The following is a 17,761-nucleotide window of genomic DNA, read 5'->3' on the forward strand; positions in this document are numbered from 1 at the left end:
GCACAGGTGATCAGTTATGACGAGGCGGGTGAAGGTCCCGTCGTGGTGTTCGTCCACGCAGGCATCGCCGACCGGCGGATGTGGGAGCACCAGTTCGCCGCGCTGGCCGCCACGCACCGGGTCGTCCGCTACGACTGGCGCGGCTACGGCGCCTCCGGCGACGCCGAGCGGGAGGTGTGCCACCACGAGGACCTGCTGGCCCTCATGGACCGCCTCGGCGTGGCGCGGGCGGCGCTGGTGGGCTGCTCCATGGGCGGCGCCTACGCGGTGGAGGCCGCCCTGGCCGCCCCCGAGCGCGTCACGTCGCTGACGCTGATCTGCTCGGGCCTGGCCGGGCACGCGTGGCCCGAGGCGATGCTCGCCCAGGCGCGCGAACGCGTGCACAGCGCGGTGCCGGCCGACCGGCTGGCCCGCTACCGGCAGGGCGGCGCGCGGGTCGATCCCGCCGACGCGCGGGCGATGGCCGAGGCGCAGGTGCTGTGGCAGGTGGCGGGCCCGGCCCGCACCCGTGAGGATCTGCCGCCGCAGGTGTGGGAGCAGGCGGTGCGCATGTGCGAGGGGGTCTTCCAGCGGCTGTGGAGCGGCCCGGCCGTCCCCGAACGTCAGCTGGCCCCGGCCGCCGCCGGACGGCTGGACGAGGTGCGCGCCCCGACCCTGGTGATCAACGGGATGGCCGACGTGCCGTCCATCCAGCACGTCTCGGACCTGCTGGCCGCCGGCATCAAGGGCGCGCGCCGCGTCGATCTGCCCGAGACCGGCCACCTGCCCCCGCTGGAGCGGCCCGCGGAGGTCACCGGCCTGCTCTCCGCCCACCTGCGCCAGGACTGACCCGCCGTACGGCCGGCACTACGGCCGGCCCGGTCAGCGGGTGAACAGCGGCACCAGCACCTCGTCCACGATCTCCACGATCACCTCGTCGGCGATCGGCACCCCGTGCGAGAGGAACTGGTGGCGCAGCATCGCCTGCCCCACCTCCAGCCGGCGTGGCGTCACCGCCGAGGCGTCGATCTCGCCCCGCTCCACCGCCCTTCGCGCGACCTCGCCCATGGCCTGCCGGCTGCTGCCGTGCGACAGGCGGCGCAGCTCGGCCATCCGCGACGCGTCGGCCAGCACCTCCGACAGCAGCCCGCGCAGCGCCTCGCCGGCGGGCCCGGCCAGCAGCTCGGCCTGGCGGCGCAGCAGCGCCAGCAGGTCGCCGCGCAGGCTGCCGGTCTCGGCGGGACACGACGGGTCGGGCATCGCGTGGTAGACGGCCTCCATCGCCAGCTCCATGCGGTTGGGCCAGCGCCGATACAGCGACGCCTTGCCCGTCCTGGCCCGTTCGGCGATCCGCTCCATCGTCATCCTGGCGTAGCCGACCTCGGCCAGTTCGGCCAGCACGGCCTCGAAGATGGCGGCGTTGAGCGCCTCGCCGCGCCGTCTGGGCTGTTTGCGGTGGTCGGTGACCATGCTCTTGATCCTAGGAAGTGATCTCGGATGCGGTGACCCGTCCGGTGGATCCGTCGACCGTCACCATCTGGCCGGTGCGCAGCACGCTGGTGCCGACGGCGGTGCCCATCACGGCGGGGATGCCGTACTCGCGCGCCACGATCGCGGCGTGCGAGGCGGGCCCGCCGGTGTCGACCACCACCGCCGCCGCCCGCTGGAACAGCGGCGTCCACGACGGGTTGGTGTACGGGCACACCAGCACCTCGCCGCCGGCCAGCGTGCCGAACTCGGCGGGCTCCCTGATGACGCGCACCGGCCCGCCGGCCCGGCCGCCGCCCGCGGGCGTGCCGGCGACCAGCGCGTCGCCGGCGTCCTGGACGGGGAAGACGGCGCGCGGGTCGATGAGCGGCACCCCTTCCAGCTCGGCTCGGCGCTGGGCGCGCCGCCGCACCAGCTCGCGCAGCCGCGCCCGGTCGGCCGCGGACGCCCGGGCGGGGTCGCCGATCGTCTCCAGCTCCTCCAGCCGCAGGTGGAAGACCTCCTCCGAGGCGGCGAGCACGCCCGCGTCGCGCAGCCGTGCGCCCATCTCCAGCAGGGCGCGGCGCAGTACCGGCAGCGGCTTGGTGAAGTAGAAGTGGCTGTCCTCCCTGAAGGCCAGGCCCGCCCTGGCCTGTTCGACCCAGCGCCGCACCCGCTGGGCCCTGCGCGGGCGGCCGCGCAGCAGGCGGTGCTCCAGCAGGCTCCGCAGCGCCCGCTCGGCCTGGTCAGCCTGGTCAACCTGGTCAGGCTGGTCAGGCTGGTCGGCGGTACCCGCGGGTTCGGGTGGACGGCCGGCCAGCACCTTGATCGCGCCGAGGACCACCTCGGGCGCCTCGCCCCACGTCGGCGGCGTGACCAGGATCGGGCTGGTGGTCTCCCGGTGCCCGTACTCGGTCAGGAACGCGGCGAACGCCGTGCGGAAGGCGTCGTTGTGCTCGAAGGTGAGCGCGCCCTCCTCGAGGGCCGCGCCCAGCCGCCGGTCCTGGCGCACCATCGCGGCCAGCGCCTCCAGCGCCCTGTTGGCGTCGGCGGTGCGGGTGCGCGCCCCGGTGATCAGCTCGGCCAACAGCCCGCCCCTGCCCAGCAGCCGCAGCACCAGCGCCAGGCGCAGCAGCGACAGGCCGGTGCGGGGCAGGTAGTCGATGCGGAAGGCGGCGATCGGCGCCAGCGAGCGCAGGGCCTGGCGCGGCAGCCGGACCAGCTCCGGCCAGTCCATGGCCGCGACGTCGCGCTCCTGCAGGCGCGCCATGCTCGCCATGAACGCGGCGAAGCGCGGGTCGGCGGTCCAGCGGGCGGGATCGTGGCGCCGCGCCAGCCGCACCAGCTTGTACGGCGTGGCCAGCATCGCGAGCGAGGGCCGCGGAGCGGGCGGCACCAGCCGCTCCACCACGCCGTCGACCTCGGGCAGGAACCCCTCGAAGGCGCCCCTGAGGCCGAAGTGGCGGGTCACCTCGGCCATCAGTCCCGCCGGGCCGTACGGCACCCAGGTGGACATGTCGATCGGGTAGGGCCGCACCGGCACGTACTCCAGCAGGATCGAGCCCAGCTTGCGCCGCAGCCTGCCCAGCCGCAGCGGCGGCGGGGGAAGCGCGGTCAGCGGGCGGGCCTGCAGCAGCGTCACGGCTCCCGCGGCGTAGGCCCACTCGATGTCCTGCGGGCGGCCGAAGTGCGCCTCCACCGCCCTGCCGAGCGCCGCCAGCCGTGCCAGCGCCCGCTCGGGAAGCGACTCGGCCGCGCCGACCGCCCCGGCGGCGGGGGTCTCCTTCAGCACGCCGCCGCCGGGCGCGGGCCTGATGACCACCTCCCGCCGGCCCGGGGTGTGCTCGACGATCCGGCCGTGGCCGTCCAGGACGTAGTGGTCGGGGGTGACCAGTCCGGACACGACCGCCTCGCCCAGGCCGCCGCTGGCCTCGACGATGATCTGGTCGCGCGCGCCGGTCACCGGGTTGGCGGTGAACATCACCCCCGCCAGCTCGGCCTCGGCCATGGCCTGCACCACGACGGCGATCCGCACGCCGCCCACCTCGCCGTCCGCCCCGATGCCCGTCTCTATGCCCGCCCCGATGCCGCGCCTGGCGCGGTAGGCGATCGCGCGCGCGGTCCACAGCGAGGCCCAGCACCGCCGTACCGCGTCGATCAGCGCGCGCTCGCCGACGACGTTGAGGTAGGTGTCCTGCTGCCCGGCGAACGCGGCCCCCGGCAGGTCCTCGGCGGTGGCGCTGGAGCGCACCGCGACGGGGCCCGCGCCGAGCGCCGCGTAGGCATCGAGGATGGCGCGCCTGATCTTCTCCGGCACCTCGGCGACCTCGAAGGCGGCCCGGACGCGGGCGCCCGGATCCGCCCCGGCCGGCTGCTCGCCGGTGAGCTCGCCGGGCATCCCGGCTTGGATCTCGGAGAGCGTCTCGGCCAGCACAGCCGACACGCGCGGGTCGGCAGCCACGAGCGCGTAGGCGTCGGTGGTGACGACGAACCCGTCGGGGACGGGGAAGCCGGCCCTGATCGCCTCACCCAGGTTCGCGCCCTTGCCGCCGGCCACGGCGAGGCTGTGCCGGTCGAGGTCCTTCAACGCTGTCACGAAGGTCATGCGGGCTCCTTCACATGCGCGGTGGTACGCAACGGACGGACGGGCAGGGCGACGGCCAGCACGAACGCCACCCCGAGCAGCGGCGCCATGAGCCCGAACACCAGCGGCATCGCCGCGCCGAGCGCCGCCGCCTCCGGCAGGCCGCTCTCCAGCCGCCAGGTGATCAGCGTGCCGGCCACCGCCACCCCCGCCGAGGCGCCGATCTGGCGCAGGAAGGTGACGGAGGAGGTCGCGGCGCCGAGGTCGGCGTAGCCGACGGCGTTCTGCGTGGCCAGCACCATCACCTGCATGACCAGCCCGACGCCGAGCCCGATCACCGCCATCGCCGCGCTCAGCGCGGCCACCGCCGTCCCCGGTGCGAGGCTGGCGACGCCGCGCGACGCGGCGGCCAGGACGGCCAGCAGCGCCAGGCCCGCGGCCGCCAGCGCGGTCCCCGCGATCGGGTACGGCTTGTAGCGGCCCGTCCTGGTGATGAGCCGGCCCGAGACGACGGTGGTGAGCAGCACGCCCGCCATGAGCGCGGTCACCACCAGCCCGGCCTGCGCCGCGCCCGCGCCGAGCGCGATCTGCAGGTAGGAAGGCAGGTAGGTGAGGGTGCCGAACAGCGCGAACCCGATCAGGAAGCTGATGGCCACCGGGACGGCGAAGGCGGGGTCGCGAAACAGCCGCAGCGGCAGGACGGGGTCGGCGGCCCGACGGGCGGTGAGGAACCAGGCGGCGCCGCCCGCCAGGGCGAGCAGGAGCCAGGCGGGGTGGCGGGTCTGTCCGAGCAGGACGATGCCGAGCACCGCGGCCGCCAGCGTGAGCGTGCCGGCGTAGTCGACGGGCGGCCACGCGGCAGTGCCGCTCTCTGTGGCGGTGGCGCGGGCGGGGCGGGGCAGGTGGAGGGTGAGGGTCAGCAGGACGAAGGCGACCAGGCCGAGCGGCGGGTAGACGGCGAAGATCCACCGCCAGCTGAGCCGGTCGACGAAGAAGCCGCCGAGCAGGGGCCCGCCGACCGCCGCGACCACGTAGGCCGCGCCGATGAAGCCGAGGTAGCGGCCGCGTTCGCGGGGGCTGACGATCTCGCCGATGATGGCCTGCGCGCCGATCATGAGCCCGCCGCCGCCCATGCCCTGCAGCGCGCGGAAGGCGACCAGCTGCGGCATGGAGGCGGCCATCGCGCACAGCACGGCGCCGGCGACGAACACCGCGATCGCCGCCTGCATGACGGGCTTGCGGCCGAACCTGTCGCCGAGCTTGCCGTAGACGGGCATGACGACGGTGGCGGCGACCAGGTAGGCCGTGACGACGGCGGGCATCTGCGCCAGTCCGCCGAGGTCGGCGGCGATGGACGGCAGCGCGGGGGTCATGATCGTCTGGTCGAGCGCGCCGAGGAGCATGGCCAGCAGCAGGCCCGGCAGGACAGCGGTGACGGAGCTGCGCACGACCACCCCTTTAGAAGACGTCGCGTTCTCTAAGGAGCCTACGCTTCGCTCATTGGATACGCAACGTTCTCTAAGTGCGGCGTCAGCGAACGTCGTCACCCTGGGAGGCGGCCGCGCCGTTCAGCCCGTGCCGTTCAGCCTGTGGGGTCCTTCGCGGAGTACCCCGCCGACTCGGCCGCGGCGGCGATGACGGCGTCGAGCCTGTCGCGCGTCCTCCTCAGCTCGCCGATCTGCCTGTCGCGTGCCGGTCGGCGTTGGCGTCGATCGCATCCCGCAGATAGGCGGCCAGGCCCTCGGCGGCCGCGTCGATCGTCGCGGTGAAGCGGGCGTCGGTGACGTACAGCTCGCCCAGACACCGGTGGATGTCCGGCGTGCAGTCGTAGAACCAGCGGCTGATGTGCGCGCGGTGCCGTTCGGCCAGATCCATCACCGCCTCGCCGGCGGCGGGCAGGCCCGCCTTCATCGCCGCCACCAGATCTTCGGTGATGCCCTCCGCCTCCGCGCGCAGCCGCAGCCAGTCGACCTTGGTGTAGGAGGCGACGCGGCGGCGGCTCTCCGCGTACCGGCTGCTGCCGCCCCAGCGCCGCTCCACCTCCTCGTCGTACTGTTCGGGACGGAAATCGCCGAACACCTCGAAGCGCTCCTCGGGGGTCAGCGTGATGTTCAGGGTGCGTGCCTCCATCGCGACCTCGATCGCCTCGGCCATGTCCCGCAGCCGGTCGATGCGCACCATGAGCAGCTCGTGCTGGCGGCGCAGATGGGTCATCGCGTCACTGCCGGGATCGTCGAGGATCGCGGCGATCTCCTCCAGCCCGAACCCCAGCTCCCTGTAGAACAGCACCTGCTGCAGCCGCTCCAGGTCGGCGTCGGTGTAGCGCCGGTAGCCTGCCTGGCTGCGCTCGCTGGGCGACAGCAGGCCGATCTCGTCGTAGTGGTGCAGCGTCCGCACCGTCACCCCGGCCAGCCGCGCCACCTGCCCCACTGTCACGCTCATGCCCCCAGCATGAACCCTCACCCAACGTGAGGGTCAACCGGCTGGACTCTCCCACAGAGGGAGACCCCATCCTTGAGACATGGACCTCCTGCCAATCGGGCAGTTCGCCCGTCTCAGCAGGCTCAGCGTCAAACAGCTGCGCCACTACGCCGACCTCGGCCTGCTGAGGCCCGCCCACGTCGACGACGACACCGGCTACCGCTACTACCACCCCTCCCAGGCCCGCCAGGCGCTGTCGATCGGGTTGCTGCGGTCACTGGACGTGCCGCTGTCGGTCATCGGGCAGGTCCTGTCGGGGACGGCGGGCGCGCTCGGCCAGGTCCGCGACGACCTCGACAGCGAACTGCGGCGCCGCCGCCGCACCCTCGCCGCCCTGGAGCGGGTCATGGCCGACGGCCTGCCGGCCGCCCAGATCCGCGTGGTCGACGAGCCCGCCCGCATGGTGGCGCTGACGCGGGAGCAGGCCCACGATGATCTGGACGTGGGCCGCGCCACCTCGGCGTGCGTGGCCAGGCTGCTGGCCGCCGCCGCCGAGACGGCGCCCCGCCTGATCGGGCTGTTCCCCGTCGACCTGACCGAACCGCTCACCGTCGAGGTGGCGCTGGAGACCGGCGCGCCCGTCGCCGGCGCCACCGCCCGCGTCCTGCCCGGCGGACGCTTCGCCCAGGCCACCCACATCGGCCCCTACGACCAGATCTCGCTGACCGCGCACGCCCTGCTGGCCTGGTGCGCCGAACGCAACCACCCCGTCCACGGCCCCCTTAGGGAGGTCTACGCCAGCGACCCGGCCACCACCCCCGCCGACCAGCTCATCACCCACCTGCAGATCCCCTTGGAGGAACACCCGTGAAGACCACCTACGGCCCCGTCACCGCGCTGACCGTCACCGGACTCGGCGAACCCGGCGGCGGCGAGCACCTTTCGGCGATCAACGCCCTCTACACCGTCGCCGCGGCCATGAACGCCCCCGTCGGCCCGCTGGAGGGCCGCTGGTGGGTCGAGGACGAGCCGCCCCCGCTCGAGGTGCCGCGCGAGCAGTGGCGCTGGCACCTGCACCTGCCGCTGCCCGCCGTACCGGCCGCGGGGGAGATGGAGCGCGCCAGGGAGACGGCCCGCACCTCGGGCGCGGCCGTCGACCGGGTGCAGGTCGTCACCTTCACCGAAGGCGAGTGCGTCGAACTGCTGCACGAAGGCCCCTACAGCGATGAGCACATCACGCTGGCGGCGATGGCGGAGTACATGGCCGCCCACGGGCTCGTGGCCAACGGCCTCCACCACGAGGTGTACCTGTCCGACCTGCAGGAGAGCGACCCCGCCAAGATGCGCACCGTGCTTCGCCAGCCGGTCAGGAGCGCAGGAACCGCCCCGTGACGGAGCCGGCCGCCTCGCCCAGACCGGCGGGCGGGCCCTCGTAGAGGACGCGCCCGCCGTGCCGCCCGCCACCAGGGCCGAGATCGATCACCCAGTCGGCGCGCCTGATCACCTGCAGGTCGTGCTCGATGACGATGACCGTGTTGCCCTGCTCGACCAGCCGATCGAGCAGGTCGACCAGCGCCTCCACGTCGGCCAGGTGCAGGCCGGTGGTCGGCTCGTCCAGCACGTACAGGCTGCCGGTGCGGCCCAGCTCACCGGCCAGCTTCAGCCGCTGCCGCTCACCGCCCGACAGCGTCGAGGTCGGCTGGCCCAGCGTCAGGTAGCCCAGCCCCACCTCCACCAGGCTGCGCAACCTGGCCGCGATCGCCGCCGCGCCGGCGTCGGCGAAGAAGGCCGACGCCTGCTCCGACGTCATCGCCAGCACCTCGGCGATCGTCCGCCCGCGCAATCGGTACGACAGGGCCTCGGCGTTGAAACGCCGTCCCTCGCACGTCTCGCAGGTGCGCGTCACCGGATCCATGAACGCCAGATCGGTGTAGATGACTCCGCGCCCCTCGCACTCGGGACACGCCCCGGCCGAGTTGAAGCTGAACAACCCGGCCTTGACCCCGTTGGCCTTGGCGAACGCCGCCCTGATGCCGTCCATCACCCCGATCGCCGAGGCGGGACTCGAGCGCGAGCTGACCGCGATGGCCCCCTGGTCGACCACCACCGCCTCCGGATGGGCGGCCACGAACACCTGCCCGATCAGCGTCGACTTGCCCGACCCGGCCACACCCGTCACCGCCGTCAGCACCCCGACCGGCAGGCGCACGCTGACGTCGTCGAGATTGTGCAGGCTCGCGTGCTCGACCGTCAGCCACCCGGACGGCGTGCGCGGTTGCTCCTTGATCGAGGTACGGCGACGCAGGTGTGTCCCGGTCAGCGTGTCCGTCAACTCCGCGACCGGGCCCTCGAAGACCACCTGGCCCCCGTGCACCCCCGCGCCGGGCCCCAGGTCGATGACGTGGTCGGCGATCTCGATCACCTGCGGATCGTGCTCGACCACCATGACCGTGTTGCCCTGGTCGCGCAGCTGCAGCAGCAGGGAGTTCATCCGGTGCACGTCGGCGGGATGCAGCCCCGCGCTGGGCTCGTCGAAGATGTAGGTCATCCCGGTCAGGCTGGAACCCAGATGCCGCACCATCTTCAGCCGCTGCGCCTCCCCGCCGGAGACGGTCGAGGTCTCCCTGTCGAGCGACAGGTAGCCGAGACCGATCTGCTCCACCCGCCGCAGCGCCGCCACCGCCGCCCCGGCCACCGGATAGTCGAGCCTGCCCAGCTCGGCGATGAGGTCGGTGACCTCCATCGCGCCGTAGTCGGCGATGGAATGCCCGCCGATCCTGCTGGCCAGCGCCTTGGCGTTGAGGCGCGCGCCCCCGCACGAGCGGCACACCCCCTCACTGACCACCGCCAGCACCGCCTCACGGTTCCTGCCGCTCAGCTCCGACAGGTCGCGCTTGAGATACAGGCGGGTGAAGCGATCGGCCACCCCCTCGTAGGCGACCTTGTTGAGGGTGCCGTTCTTGCCCCTGACCGCCACGCTGAAGCCCTGACCGTGCAGGAACAGCTCCCGCTCGGCGTCGGTGTAGTGCTTCAGCGGCTTGGCCGGGTCGAAGGTGTCGGAGCGGGCGTAGATCTGCCACTGCCAGGTGCCGACCCCGAACAGCGGGAACCTGATCGCCCCCTCCTCCAGCGACAGCTCCTCGTCGAGGAAGGCGCCGAGGTCGAGCTCGAGCCTGCGGCCCAGACCGTCGCACTCCGGGCACATGCCCTGCGGGTCGTTGAAGGAGTAGGCGAAGGAGTAGCCCGCGCTCGGCTCGCCGTATCGGGAGAACAGCACCCGCAGGATGGAGGAGATGTCGGTCATGGTGCCGACGGTGGAGCGGGCGTTGCCGCCGATCGGCTTCTGGTCGACGACGATCGCGGCCGACAGGTGCTCGATCGCCTCGGCCTCGGGTTTCTCGTAGCGGGGCAGGCGGTTGCGGACGAACGTCGGGAACGTCTCGTTGAGCTGGCGCTGCGACTCCACGGCGATCGTGTCGAAGACGATGGAGGACTTGCCCGAGCCCGAGACGCCGGTGAAGACCACCAGCCGGTTCTTCGGGATGCGCAGGGAGACGTTCTTGAGGTTGTTGGTCCGTGCGCCGGTGATGACGATGGCCTCGCTCATGGGAGCGACGCTAACGACGCCCACCGACAGAATCCCCGCCCTGGCCGGCCTCGCACGCGGCACGCGCCAGGCTTGTCGACCGCCGGGGTGGCGTTGCTTCGGCGGCTTTGGTGGCACTAGTGTGATTTTTGTGACTGCCGGGTCGGCCTCGATGGGCCAAGAGCGAGTGAGGCCCCCGGCCACGGCGTGAGCGCCGGGCGGGCCAGAGGCCCGCCTTTCCCGTGAGTGCCGCCCGCGTGCCGTCTTCCCGCGCCTGACGCGCGACACCCCCTCTTCACCGCGCCGCCGTACGCCACCGGGCCGCCCCTCGCACCACCACCGCACCACGGTCGTCCCGTGGTGACGTCGTCATGCCGCCACAGCCCGAAAACAGAAAGCAGAGAATGCCGAACGAGTTCAACCAGCAGATCATCGAGGAGTTCCGCGCCAACCGAGGACAGGTGGGCGGATACTTCGAAGGAGCCAGGCTGCTCCTGCTGACCACCACGGGCGCGCGCTCGGGCGCCCGGCACACGACCCCTCTCGGATACCTGCCCGACGGCGGCGAACAGGTCCTGGTCATCGCCTCGGCCGGCGGCGCCGCCCGCCATCCGGACTGGTTCCACAACATCGTGGCCAACCCCCGCGTCCGGGTCGAGAACGGCGTCTTCACCTACGACGCGCAGGCCGTCGTCCTGGAGGGCGAGGAACGCGAGCAGGCCTTCGCCCGCGCGGTCGAGGCCGACCCCGGATGGGCCGACTACCAGGCCAAGACCACCCGCCTCATCCCCGTCGTCGCCCTGCGGGAGATCCCGAGCGGGCCGCCGAACGTGAACGCCGAATCGTTCGGCGCGGCGCTCAAGCTCATCCACGACGCCTTCAGGCGGGAACTCGCGCTGATCCGCAAGGAGGTCACCGAGTCCGGTCCCGGCCTCGGCGTCCAGCTGCGGGTGAACTGCCTGACCGTCTGCCAGGGGCTGCACCACCACCACACCCACGAGGACGCGGGGATGTTCCCGGCCCTGGCCGCGCGCCATCCCGAACTGGCTCCGACCTTGGAGCGGCTGGGCGAGGAGCACCAGAAGATCGCCGCCCTGATCGAGGAGCTGCAGCAGCTGGTCTCCACCGACAGCCCGGACCCCGCCGTGGTGCTGCCGGAGGTCGAGCGGCTCATCGACGCGCTGGAGAGCCACCTGGCCTACGAGGAGGAGCAGCTGATCCCCATCCTCGACGCGTAGTCCATGCGGCGGGGGAGCGCCGCCGGGGCGAGACCCCCGTGGCTCACCTCGTCGGCGCACCCCGTGTGGACAACCTGATCGCCGATTACCACATCCGGTACGGAGGCTACGGGGGCATCCATCCCGACAGAGTGGAAAATCGGCGCTCGCCGCCGACCAGGGACGCCAGATCCCGGTGTCGGGATCGGTCAGGCGTCGCCGGGTTTGCCGAACTCTTCGATCAGCACGGGATACTGCTCCCCACCGTGTCCGGCGGCGATCGAGCGGTCGGCCATCGCCTTGATCAACTTCGGCAGTTCGGCGTTGACACCCACCGCCTCGCTCTCCTCGATCAGGTGTGCCATCGCCCGCGCGTCGGTCTCCAGGGCCGACACCTCGGCCGGGAAGGAGCCGCGGTCGATCTGCTCGGCATACCCAGGCAGCCATTCGGCCACACCGGCAGCGATCTGCTGCGCGAACGGCGCATACGTTGCGGCGTCAACACCGGCCGTCCTGAGCAGGGCAGTGCCCTGGAGCCAGGCGTTCAACACGCTCCACATCATGGCTAGGCCGGCCACGTCGTACAGGGACGCCAGCCCATGGTCCGCACCAAGGTAGGTGACGGTGCCGAGCGCGTCGAGTGTTGACTTGTGTGCCTCGAAGTCCGACTGCGGCCCGCTGTGCAGAATCACCGCCTCGGCGGTCCCGATCGCCGGCGGGATGGCCATGATGGCGCCGTCCAGGTAACGGGCGCCGCGCTGCTCGGCCCATTGGGCGGCTTCCCGGGCCTGGGCCGAGTCGCCCGAGGTCAGGTTGATCAACATCGTGCCGTCCAGCTCGATATCGCTCGCGCCGAGCAGCTCGTGCATGGCCTGGTAGTCGGTGACGCAGATGATCGTCAGGGAACCTGCCTTGAGCGCGTCGCCAACCGTTGGCGCCAGCCGTGCACCCTCGGCCACCAGCCGGTCGGCCTTGGAGGTCGTACGGTTCCACACGGTGGTGGGATGCCCGGCTTTCAGGAACGCGCCGGCGAGTGCCTGGCCCATCAGTCCGAGTCCGATGACTGTCACGGGTGTATCGGTTATGTGGTTCATGGCACCATCGTCAACGTTGATACCGGTATGAAGGTCAAGTGAGGTTTCGATGCGGATCGGGGAACTGAGTCGTCGGGCGGGCGTCAACGCCCATCAGTTGCGCTACTACGAGGCCCAGGGCCTGCTGGAGGCAGACCGCGGCGCGAACGGTTACCGCGAGTACAACGAGAGCGCCGTGCTGCGGGTGAAGCAGATCCGGCACCTGCTTGGTGCCGGTTTGTCCTCTGAGGACATCGCGTACCTGCTGCCCTGTGCGGTCGGAGAGGCCCCGGAGCTGCTCGGGTGTCCCGAGTTGCTGGCCGCGATGCGGTCACGGCTGCAGCGACTGGACGATCAGATGTCCAGGCTCGCTCAATCCCGCGACGCTCTTGCCGACTACATTGATGCGGCCGATCGAATGGGCAGCGAGAGCTATCCACCCTTTGACGGTGCTGACCAGGAGCCCGTCCCCGCCTGAGCAGCCGGGTGCCGGCTACGGCCCGAGGTCACGCTCACGGGGGGTCACGGGTCACGGGTTACGGTCGCACGCGGCGATGGGCTCGGGGAGTTCAGCCGTCCGGCGGGTGCGTCGACCGCTGGCAGGTTGTCACTCGGGCTTCCACTGGGAGAAGGCCTCCTGTACGTCCCCGGGCGCGTGGGCGAGCGCGGCGTCGTCGGGTTCGGCCGCCGTGACGTACGGCAGGTGCACGACGACGTCGAAGGCCTCCAGCGGGTTCAGGCCGGAGTAGAACGCCCCGTTGCCGGCCCGCTGCCGCGAGGCGGCCCGGACGGCGTCGGCGTCGTCCGGCGACAACCGCCGCAGGTCGGTCGCGAAGGGGCCGTCGTGGCTGGCGTCCATGAGCGCGTCGAGGCTGCCGGGCTCGGGCGCCGCCATCGCGGTGAAGAGTGTGCCGGTGAAGAAGTCGGGGGCCACGTTGAGGGCCTGGCCGGTCCCCGAGGTCGTGCCGATGACGAGATAGCCGTCACCGAGGCGATCGGCGAGGTGCATGCCCATCGGTGTCGCCGCAGGCGAGCCCGGAAGCGCAGGGCCAGCGCTGGACGTGGCCGTTGTGGGCGGCGACGACGATCCGGTCCTCCCTGCGCAGGATCCATTCGACCGTGTCGGCGATCGCGGCGTCGCGATTGAACAGCATGCTCTGCTGGTCGCCGCTGGCCATCGCGCGGATGGCCGAGTCGAGGGTCACCGTGAGGCGCAGTGAACGCAGCGCGCGCTCGTAGGCGTCGACGGTGGTCCGTCGCAGGCAGTCCAGGCGCCGGGCCGTCATGCGGGCGGCGAGGTCGGCCAGGCTCGCGGTGAGCGCGTCCTTGGCTTCGGGGGTGAGCTGTCCGTAGGCGGCGAAGGCCGCCGGTGCGGAGAACGAGGACGGCGCCGCGAAGGCGGACGCCGTGTCCCGGACGCCGGGGTCGATCCGGAATTCGGGATCGGCCTGCGCGAGGTAGGCGAGCACGGCGTCCAGACCGGGCAGCAGGGACATGTTCGAGCGGGCAGGTCGATCCCGTAGAAGCCGACCGGGTGCGCGGCGCTGTCGTTGTGCTGCCGCATCCACTCCAGGTGGTCGCGCGTCTGGGTCCACAGCCCCATCAGGGACGTCAGGCCGCTCGCCATGACCTGTCCGAGCCGGTCGCCGCCGCCCTTGACCCAATTACACGGAGATTCCCCAGCCACCAGCCCGGTCTCAGGGGAGGGTGAGGATGCGGGGGCCCTCGTCGGTCACCGCGACGGTGTGCTCGGCGTGGGCCGCCCGCTCGCCGCTGATGCTGTGCAGCCTCCAGCCGTCGGCCGCGGTCCGGTAGCGGCCGTCGCCGCCCGCCACGAACATCGGCTCGATCGCCAGCACCATCCCGTGCCGCAGCACCATCCCCCGCCCCGGCCTCCCATGGTTGGGCACGGAGGGGTCCTCGTGCATCCGCCGGCCGATGCCGTGCCCGCCGAAGTCGGGCGGCGTGCCGTACCCCGCCTGCCGGGCCAGCTCGCCGATCGCGTGGCCGATGTCGCCGATCCTGTTGCCCGGCAGCGCCGCGGCGATGCCGGCGGCGAGGGCGCGTTCGGTCGCCTCGATCAGCGCCAGGTCGGCCGGGCGCGCCGTCCCGACCGTCAGGGAGACGGCCGCGTCGGCGGCCCACCCGTCGAGGTGGGCGCCGCAGTCGACGCTGAGCAGGTCGCCCTCACGCAGCCGGTAGCAGTCGGGGATGCCGTGCACGATCGCGTCGTTGACCGACGCGCAGATCATCGCGGGGAAGGGCGTGGGTGCGAAGGCGGGGTGGTAGTGCAGGAACGCGGGCCTGGCGCCCGCCTCGGCGATGACGCTCGCGGCCACCTCGTCCAGCTCGGTCAGGCGCACGCCGACGGCCGCGTGCTTCCTGACCGCTTGCAGGGCGCGGGCCACGACCCTGCCCGCCTCTCGCATCGCGTCCAGTTCGTTGTCGGTTTTGATCTCCACCATGCCGATAACTATAACGGTATTTCTATGACGCTTGATAGGATGGGATCCATGGTGCGACCCCCGTTGACCCCACACGAGCGCGAGCGCGGCGAGCAGCTCGGCCGCCTGCTGCGCCAGGCGCGCGGCGAGCGCAGCATCGTGGAGGTGGCCGCCGCCGCCGGCATGTCCGCCGAAACCCTCCGCAAGATCGAGACCGGCCGCATCCCGACCCCCGCCTTCTTCACCATCGCCGCGCTGGCCGAGGTGCTCGACGTCTCCCTCGACGAGATCGCGCTACGCCTCACGCCCGCCGCCCATCCTTGACGTCCGCCACCCGCGCCGAGTGAAGCGCCTCATCCGTGGCAGGGGAGAGGAGGGCGAGCAGGGCGAGAGGGGCGACTCATGGGTCCACTGACCGGCAGAACCGCACTGGTGACGGGCGGCTCGCGCGGCATCGGCAGAGCCATCGTGCAACGCCTGGCCGTCGACGGCGCCTCCGTCGTCTTCACCTACGCCACGGCCGAGGCCGCCGCGCGCCGCGTGGCCGCCGAGATCGACCTGGAGGTCGGCGCGCTGCGCGGCTCGGCCGACGGGGGAGCCTGGCCCGTACGGCTCGACCTCACCGACCTCGACGACATCAGGCGGCTGTTCGCCACCGCGCGCGACCGCTTCGCCGAACCCGGCCTCGACATCCTCGTCAACAACGCCGCCATCGCCGCCGACCGGCCCATCGCCAAGGTCACCGAGGCCGACTACGACCACGCCATGGCCGTCAACGTCAAAGGCGTCTTCTTCACCATCCAGCACGCCCTGCCGCACCTGCGCGACGGCGCCCGCATCATCAACCTGTCGACGGCCAGCACCGCCTGGCCCGGCCCCGGCGAAGCGCTCTACGCCGCGGGCAAGGCCGCCGTCGAGCAGTTCAGCAGGGTCGCCGCCAAGGAACTGGCCGGACGCGGCATCACCGTCAACACCATCTCGCCCGGACCCACCGACACCGACCTGCTGCGCGGAGCCACCACCGAGCAGGAACGCCAGGCCGTGGCCAGCATGACCCCCCTCGGCAGGCTCGGCACCCCCGCCGACGTGGCGGGCGTGGTCGCCTTCCTCGCCGGGCCCGACAGCGGCTGGGTGACCGGCCAGAACATCCTGGTCGACGGCGGCCTCATCTGAGCCCTGCTGAGCCTTTCCGGGCGAGCTGAGCAGCTCGCGCAGGTGACGCGAGGCCTTCTGCGCGCCCTTACTGCGGCGACAGCGCCAGGCGCAGCCCGAAGCCGACCAGGACGGTGCCCGTCACCCTGTCGATGACCCGGCGCGCCGGCGGCCGCTCCAGCCACGACCTCGCCGCCCCCGCCCCGAAGATCAGCACCGTGAACCACAGCATCCCCTCGGCGTTGTGCACCATGGCCAGCAGCAGCCCGCCCAGCAGCGGCGGCGCCTCCTGCGGCAGGAACTGCGGCAACAGCGCCACGTAGAAGACGCCGATCTTGGGATTGAGCAGATTCGTCAGCGCGCCCCTGGCCCACGCTCCGGCCAATCCGCCCCCTTCCCGTACGGGGGGCTCCACCACGCCCTCCGCCGGTCGCCGGGCCTTCCGGATCATCGACACCCCGAACCACACCAGATACGCCGCGCCCGCGTACCGCAGAACGGTGAAGGCCAGCTGCGAAGCGGTCAGCAACGCCGACAACCCGGCCGCCGCGGCCACACCCCACACCAGCACCCCGGTGTTGACGCCCAGCGCCGTCGCGAACGCCACCCGCCGGCCCCGCGTCAGCGCCGCCCGCAGCACCAGGGCCGTGTCGAGCCCCGGCACGATCGTGACCAACCCCGCAACCACCGCGAACGACAGCAAAGCCGATGTCATGCCACACATCATCGCTGATCGGGAGGCTTCAACAACGGATGGGTCCGCATCGCCACCTCCAGCTCACCCGGCAACTCGTCCCGGTACCGGCCGAGCGTCGCCAGATCGCTGTGGCCCAGCACCCGCCGTACCGCGTCCATGTCGACCGCGTCGGCCAGCAGATGCGTCGCCGTCGTGTGACGCAGGCCATGCGGCGTCACCGAACGCCGCTGGGACGGATCGACCTGCCGCTGCACCCTGTCGATCACCGCCTGCACATCACCACGCGCCAGCCGCCGCCCCCGCCACGACAGCAGCAGCGCCTTGTCGGCCGTCTGTGGACGCCCGCCGGCCAGATACTCCTCCAACGCCTGCGCCACCAGCCCCGGCAACGGCACGTCGCGCGTCTTGCCGCCCTTGCCGAAGATCCGCCAGTAGCGCACCCCGTCGTTGGTGTAGAAATCCTCCACGTTCGCCCGCACCAGCTCCGACACCCGCGGCCCCACCGTCGACAGCAGCAACACGATCAACGCGTCACGCGACTCCGTCCGCTGATCGCTGCGTGGCCTGCGCCGCCCCTCCCGCACCGGCTCCGGCCGCGCCGGAGCCGAGCCCAGCTCCCTGGCCGCACCGATCAACCCCTGCGCCTGCTCCCGCGTCAGCGCCCGCCGCTCGGCCCGCAGCCCGCCCCGCTCCCTGGCCGTCACCGTCGCCATCGCCATCGGATTGATCTGCACCCAGCCCGCCAGCGTCGCGTGCTTGAACAACGCCGAGATCGACCGCCGGAACCGCGCCTGGGACGAGGCGCTCTGCAGCCCGCCCGCCGGCTCGGCCCGCCGCCCGTCGGGCTTGCGCGCGAACGCCAGCAAGATCGCATCGATGTCCTCGCCCGTCAGGTCGTCGAGCACCGCCCCTTCACCGGCCAGCGCCACCAGCGTCGCCACGTCGCGCGCGTAGACCTCCGCCGTCGACATCGACAACGCCCCCGTCAGCGTCTTGGCCCGCACCAACTCCACGTAGCGGTCAGCCGCCTCCCGCACCGTCAGCCTGTTGAGCTCCGCAGGCCGCATGCCCCTCCTCGCCTAGAACACCAGCGGCAAGAACGTACCGAGCGGCACCGACAAAAAATGCGAGGACCTCCGCC

18 protein-coding genes and 1 pseudogene are annotated in these 17,761 nt (G+C 72.2%); 7 read left to right on the plus strand and 12 right to left on the minus strand.

Annotation, left to right across the window (positions count from 1 at the left end; genetic code table 11):
• Window positions 1-6 precede the first annotated feature (6 nt).
• Window positions 7-828 carry an alpha/beta fold hydrolase gene (locus H4W81_RS12275; RefSeq protein WP_318781694.1) on the plus strand — a complete coding sequence of 274 codons (822 nt, stop codon included), beginning with the start codon at window positions 7-9 and terminating at the stop codon, window positions 826-828.
• Window positions 829-861: 33 nt separating this feature from the next.
• On the opposite strand, the gene H4W81_RS12280 is transcribed toward H4W81_RS12275, so the two are convergent.
• The 4 genes from H4W81_RS12280 to H4W81_RS12295 form a co-directional block, all read right to left on the minus strand.
• Window positions 862-1,449, minus strand: coding sequence for a TetR/AcrR family transcriptional regulator (locus H4W81_RS12280; protein ID WP_192774929.1), 588 nt, complete (start codon window positions 1,447-1,449; stop codon window positions 862-864).
• 10 nt (window positions 1,450-1,459) lie between these two features.
• The gene (locus tag H4W81_RS49265) at window positions 1,460-4,051 is read right to left on the minus strand and encodes a PEP/pyruvate-binding domain-containing protein (protein WP_192774930.1); all 2,592 of its coding nucleotides are present in this window, start codon (window positions 4,049-4,051) and stop codon (window positions 1,460-1,462) included.
• The gene (locus tag H4W81_RS12290; RefSeq protein WP_318781695.1) at window positions 4,048-5,478 is read right to left on the minus strand and encodes an MFS transporter; all 1,431 of its coding nucleotides are present in this window, start codon (window positions 5,476-5,478) and stop codon (window positions 4,048-4,050) included. The genes H4W81_RS49265 and H4W81_RS12290 overlap by 4 nt, the downstream gene beginning before the upstream one ends.
• A gap of 217 nt (window positions 5,479-5,695) precedes the next feature.
• Window positions 5,696-6,472, minus strand: a complete 777-nt coding sequence (locus H4W81_RS12295) for a MerR family transcriptional regulator (RefSeq protein ID WP_192774931.1) — start codon at window positions 6,470-6,472, stop codon at window positions 5,696-5,698.
• A gap of 79 nt (window positions 6,473-6,551) precedes the next feature.
• Here H4W81_RS12295 and H4W81_RS12300 point away from each other — a divergent pair, with 79 nt between their 5' ends.
• Together H4W81_RS12300 and H4W81_RS12305 are read left to right on the plus strand one after the other, a co-directional pair.
• Window positions 6,552-7,322: a MerR family transcriptional regulator gene (locus H4W81_RS12300; RefSeq protein WP_192774932.1), complete on the plus strand. Its 771-nt coding sequence runs from the start codon at window positions 6,552-6,554 to the stop codon at window positions 7,320-7,322.
• Window positions 7,319-7,843 carry a GyrI-like domain-containing protein gene (locus H4W81_RS12305; protein ID WP_192774933.1) on the plus strand — a complete coding sequence of 175 codons (525 nt, stop codon included), beginning with the start codon at window positions 7,319-7,321 and terminating at the stop codon, window positions 7,841-7,843. The genes H4W81_RS12300 and H4W81_RS12305 overlap by 4 nt, the downstream gene beginning before the upstream one ends.
• On the opposite strand, the gene H4W81_RS12310 is transcribed toward H4W81_RS12305, so the two are convergent.
• Window positions 7,818-10,058 (minus strand): ATP-binding cassette domain-containing protein, encoded by a 2,241-nt coding sequence (locus H4W81_RS12310; protein ID WP_192774934.1) that lies wholly within the window; start codon window positions 10,056-10,058, stop codon window positions 7,818-7,820. The genes H4W81_RS12305 and H4W81_RS12310 overlap by 26 nt on opposite strands.
• Window positions 10,059-10,441: 383 nt before the next feature.
• On the opposite strand from H4W81_RS12310, the gene H4W81_RS12315 reads away from it, so the two are divergent.
• A complete protein-coding gene (locus tag H4W81_RS12315; protein ID WP_192774935.1) occupies window positions 10,442-11,275 on the plus strand; it encodes a nitroreductase/quinone reductase family protein in 834 nt (277 codons plus the stop codon).
• A 188-nt stretch (window positions 11,276-11,463) separates the two neighbouring features.
• Here H4W81_RS12315 and H4W81_RS12320 read toward each other — a convergent pair whose 3' ends face one another.
• Entirely contained in the window at window positions 11,464-12,348 is an 885-nt protein-coding gene (locus tag H4W81_RS12320; protein ID WP_192774936.1) for an NAD(P)-dependent oxidoreductase, read from the minus strand.
• A 49-nt stretch (window positions 12,349-12,397) separates the two neighbouring features.
• On the opposite strand from H4W81_RS12320, the gene H4W81_RS12325 reads away from it, so the two are divergent.
• Complete coding sequence (locus H4W81_RS12325) at window positions 12,398-12,805, plus strand: MerR family transcriptional regulator (protein ID WP_192774937.1); 408 nt, start codon at window positions 12,398-12,400, stop codon at window positions 12,803-12,805.
• A gap of 129 nt (window positions 12,806-12,934) precedes the next feature.
• Here H4W81_RS12325 and H4W81_RS48505 read toward each other — a convergent pair whose 3' ends face one another.
• From H4W81_RS48505 to map, 4 genes and pseudogenes are all read right to left on the minus strand, one after another.
• Complete coding sequence (locus tag H4W81_RS48505; protein WP_192774938.1) at window positions 12,935-13,336, minus strand: erythromycin esterase family protein; 402 nt, start codon at window positions 13,334-13,336, stop codon at window positions 12,935-12,937.
• Window positions 13,311-13,823 carry an erythromycin esterase family protein gene (locus H4W81_RS48510; protein ID WP_264083151.1) on the minus strand — a complete coding sequence of 171 codons (513 nt, stop codon included), beginning with the start codon at window positions 13,821-13,823 and terminating at the stop codon, window positions 13,311-13,313. Before H4W81_RS48510 ends, H4W81_RS48505 begins: the two co-directional genes overlap by 26 nt.
• 20 nt (window positions 13,824-13,843) lie before the next feature.
• Window positions 13,844-14,014 (minus strand): annotated as a pseudogene (locus tag H4W81_RS49990) (hypothetical protein); the annotation flags it as partial.
• Between the two features lie 10 nt (window positions 14,015-14,024).
• Window positions 14,025-14,792, minus strand: a complete 768-nt coding sequence (gene map, locus H4W81_RS12340) for a type I methionyl aminopeptidase (protein ID WP_192774940.1) — start codon at window positions 14,790-14,792, stop codon at window positions 14,025-14,027.
• 48 nt (window positions 14,793-14,840) lie between these two features.
• On the opposite strand from map, the gene H4W81_RS12345 reads away from it, so the two are divergent.
• Both H4W81_RS12345 and H4W81_RS12350 read left to right on the plus strand, forming a co-directional pair.
• A complete protein-coding gene (locus H4W81_RS12345; RefSeq protein ID WP_192774941.1) occupies window positions 14,841-15,095 on the plus strand; it encodes a helix-turn-helix domain-containing protein in 255 nt (84 codons plus the stop codon).
• A 78-nt stretch (window positions 15,096-15,173) separates the two neighbouring features.
• On the plus strand, window positions 15,174-15,944 hold the full coding sequence (locus tag H4W81_RS12350) for an SDR family oxidoreductase (RefSeq protein WP_192774942.1): 771 nt from the start codon (window positions 15,174-15,176) through the stop codon (window positions 15,942-15,944).
• 67 nt (window positions 15,945-16,011) lie between these two features.
• On the opposite strand, the gene H4W81_RS12355 is transcribed toward H4W81_RS12350, so the two are convergent.
• Together H4W81_RS12355 and H4W81_RS12360 are read right to left on the minus strand one after the other, a co-directional pair.
• Window positions 16,012-16,638: a LysE family translocator gene (locus H4W81_RS12355; protein ID WP_192774943.1), complete on the minus strand. Its 627-nt coding sequence runs from the start codon at window positions 16,636-16,638 to the stop codon at window positions 16,012-16,014.
• Window positions 16,639-16,646: 8 nt separating this feature from the next.
• Window positions 16,647-17,687, minus strand: coding sequence for a tyrosine-type recombinase/integrase (locus H4W81_RS12360; RefSeq protein ID WP_192774944.1), 1,041 nt, complete (start codon window positions 17,685-17,687; stop codon window positions 16,647-16,649).
• Between the last annotated feature and the right edge of the window lie 74 nt (window positions 17,688-17,761).

Origin of the sequence: Nonomuraea africana (genome assembly GCF_014873535.1) — a bacterium.
Taxonomy (GTDB): domain Bacteria; phylum Actinomycetota; class Actinomycetes; order Streptosporangiales; family Streptosporangiaceae; genus Nonomuraea; species Nonomuraea africana.

Bases quoted from the DNA above. Each gene is read 5' to 3' on its own strand.
- H4W81_RS49265 (WP_192774930.1), bottom strand. From the start codon at position 4,051: ATGACCTTCGTGACAGCGTTGAAGGACCTCGACCGGCACAGCCTCGCC.
- H4W81_RS12280 (WP_192774929.1), bottom strand. From the start codon at position 1,449: ATGGTCACCGACCACCGCAAACAGCCCAGACGGCGCGGCGAGGCGCTC.
- H4W81_RS12345 (WP_192774941.1), top strand. From the start codon at position 14,841: ATGGTGCGACCCCCGTTGACCCCACACGAGCGCGAGCGCGGCGAGCAG.
- H4W81_RS12355 (WP_192774943.1), bottom strand. From the start codon at position 16,638: ATGACATCGGCTTTGCTGTCGTTCGCGGTGGTTGCGGGGTTGGTCACG.
- H4W81_RS12295 (WP_192774931.1), bottom strand. From the start codon at position 6,472: ATGAGCGTGACAGTGGGGCAGGTGGCGCGGCTGGCCGGGGTGACGGTG.
- H4W81_RS48510 (WP_264083151.1), bottom strand. From the start codon at position 13,823: ATGTCCCTGCTGCCCGGTCTGGACGCCGTGCTCGCCTACCTCGCGCAG.
- H4W81_RS12320 (WP_192774936.1), bottom strand. From the start codon at position 12,348: ATGAACCACATAACCGATACACCCGTGACAGTCATCGGACTCGGACTG.
- H4W81_RS12310 (WP_192774934.1), bottom strand. From the start codon at position 10,058: ATGAGCGAGGCCATCGTCATCACCGGCGCACGGACCAACAACCTCAAG.
- map (WP_192774940.1), bottom strand. From the start codon at position 14,792: ATGGTGGAGATCAAAACCGACAACGAACTGGACGCGATGCGAGAGGCG.
- H4W81_RS48505 (WP_192774938.1), bottom strand. From the start codon at position 13,336: ATGCACCTCGCCGATCGCCTCGGTGACGGCTATCTCGTCATCGGCACG.
- H4W81_RS12315 (WP_192774935.1), top strand. From the start codon at position 10,442: ATGCCGAACGAGTTCAACCAGCAGATCATCGAGGAGTTCCGCGCCAAC.
- H4W81_RS12360 (WP_192774944.1), bottom strand. From the start codon at position 17,687: ATGCGGCCTGCGGAGCTCAACAGGCTGACGGTGCGGGAGGCGGCTGAC.
- H4W81_RS12300 (WP_192774932.1), top strand. From the start codon at position 6,552: ATGGACCTCCTGCCAATCGGGCAGTTCGCCCGTCTCAGCAGGCTCAGC.
- H4W81_RS12325 (WP_192774937.1), top strand. From the start codon at position 12,398: ATGCGGATCGGGGAACTGAGTCGTCGGGCGGGCGTCAACGCCCATCAG.
- H4W81_RS12350 (WP_192774942.1), top strand. From the start codon at position 15,174: ATGGGTCCACTGACCGGCAGAACCGCACTGGTGACGGGCGGCTCGCGC.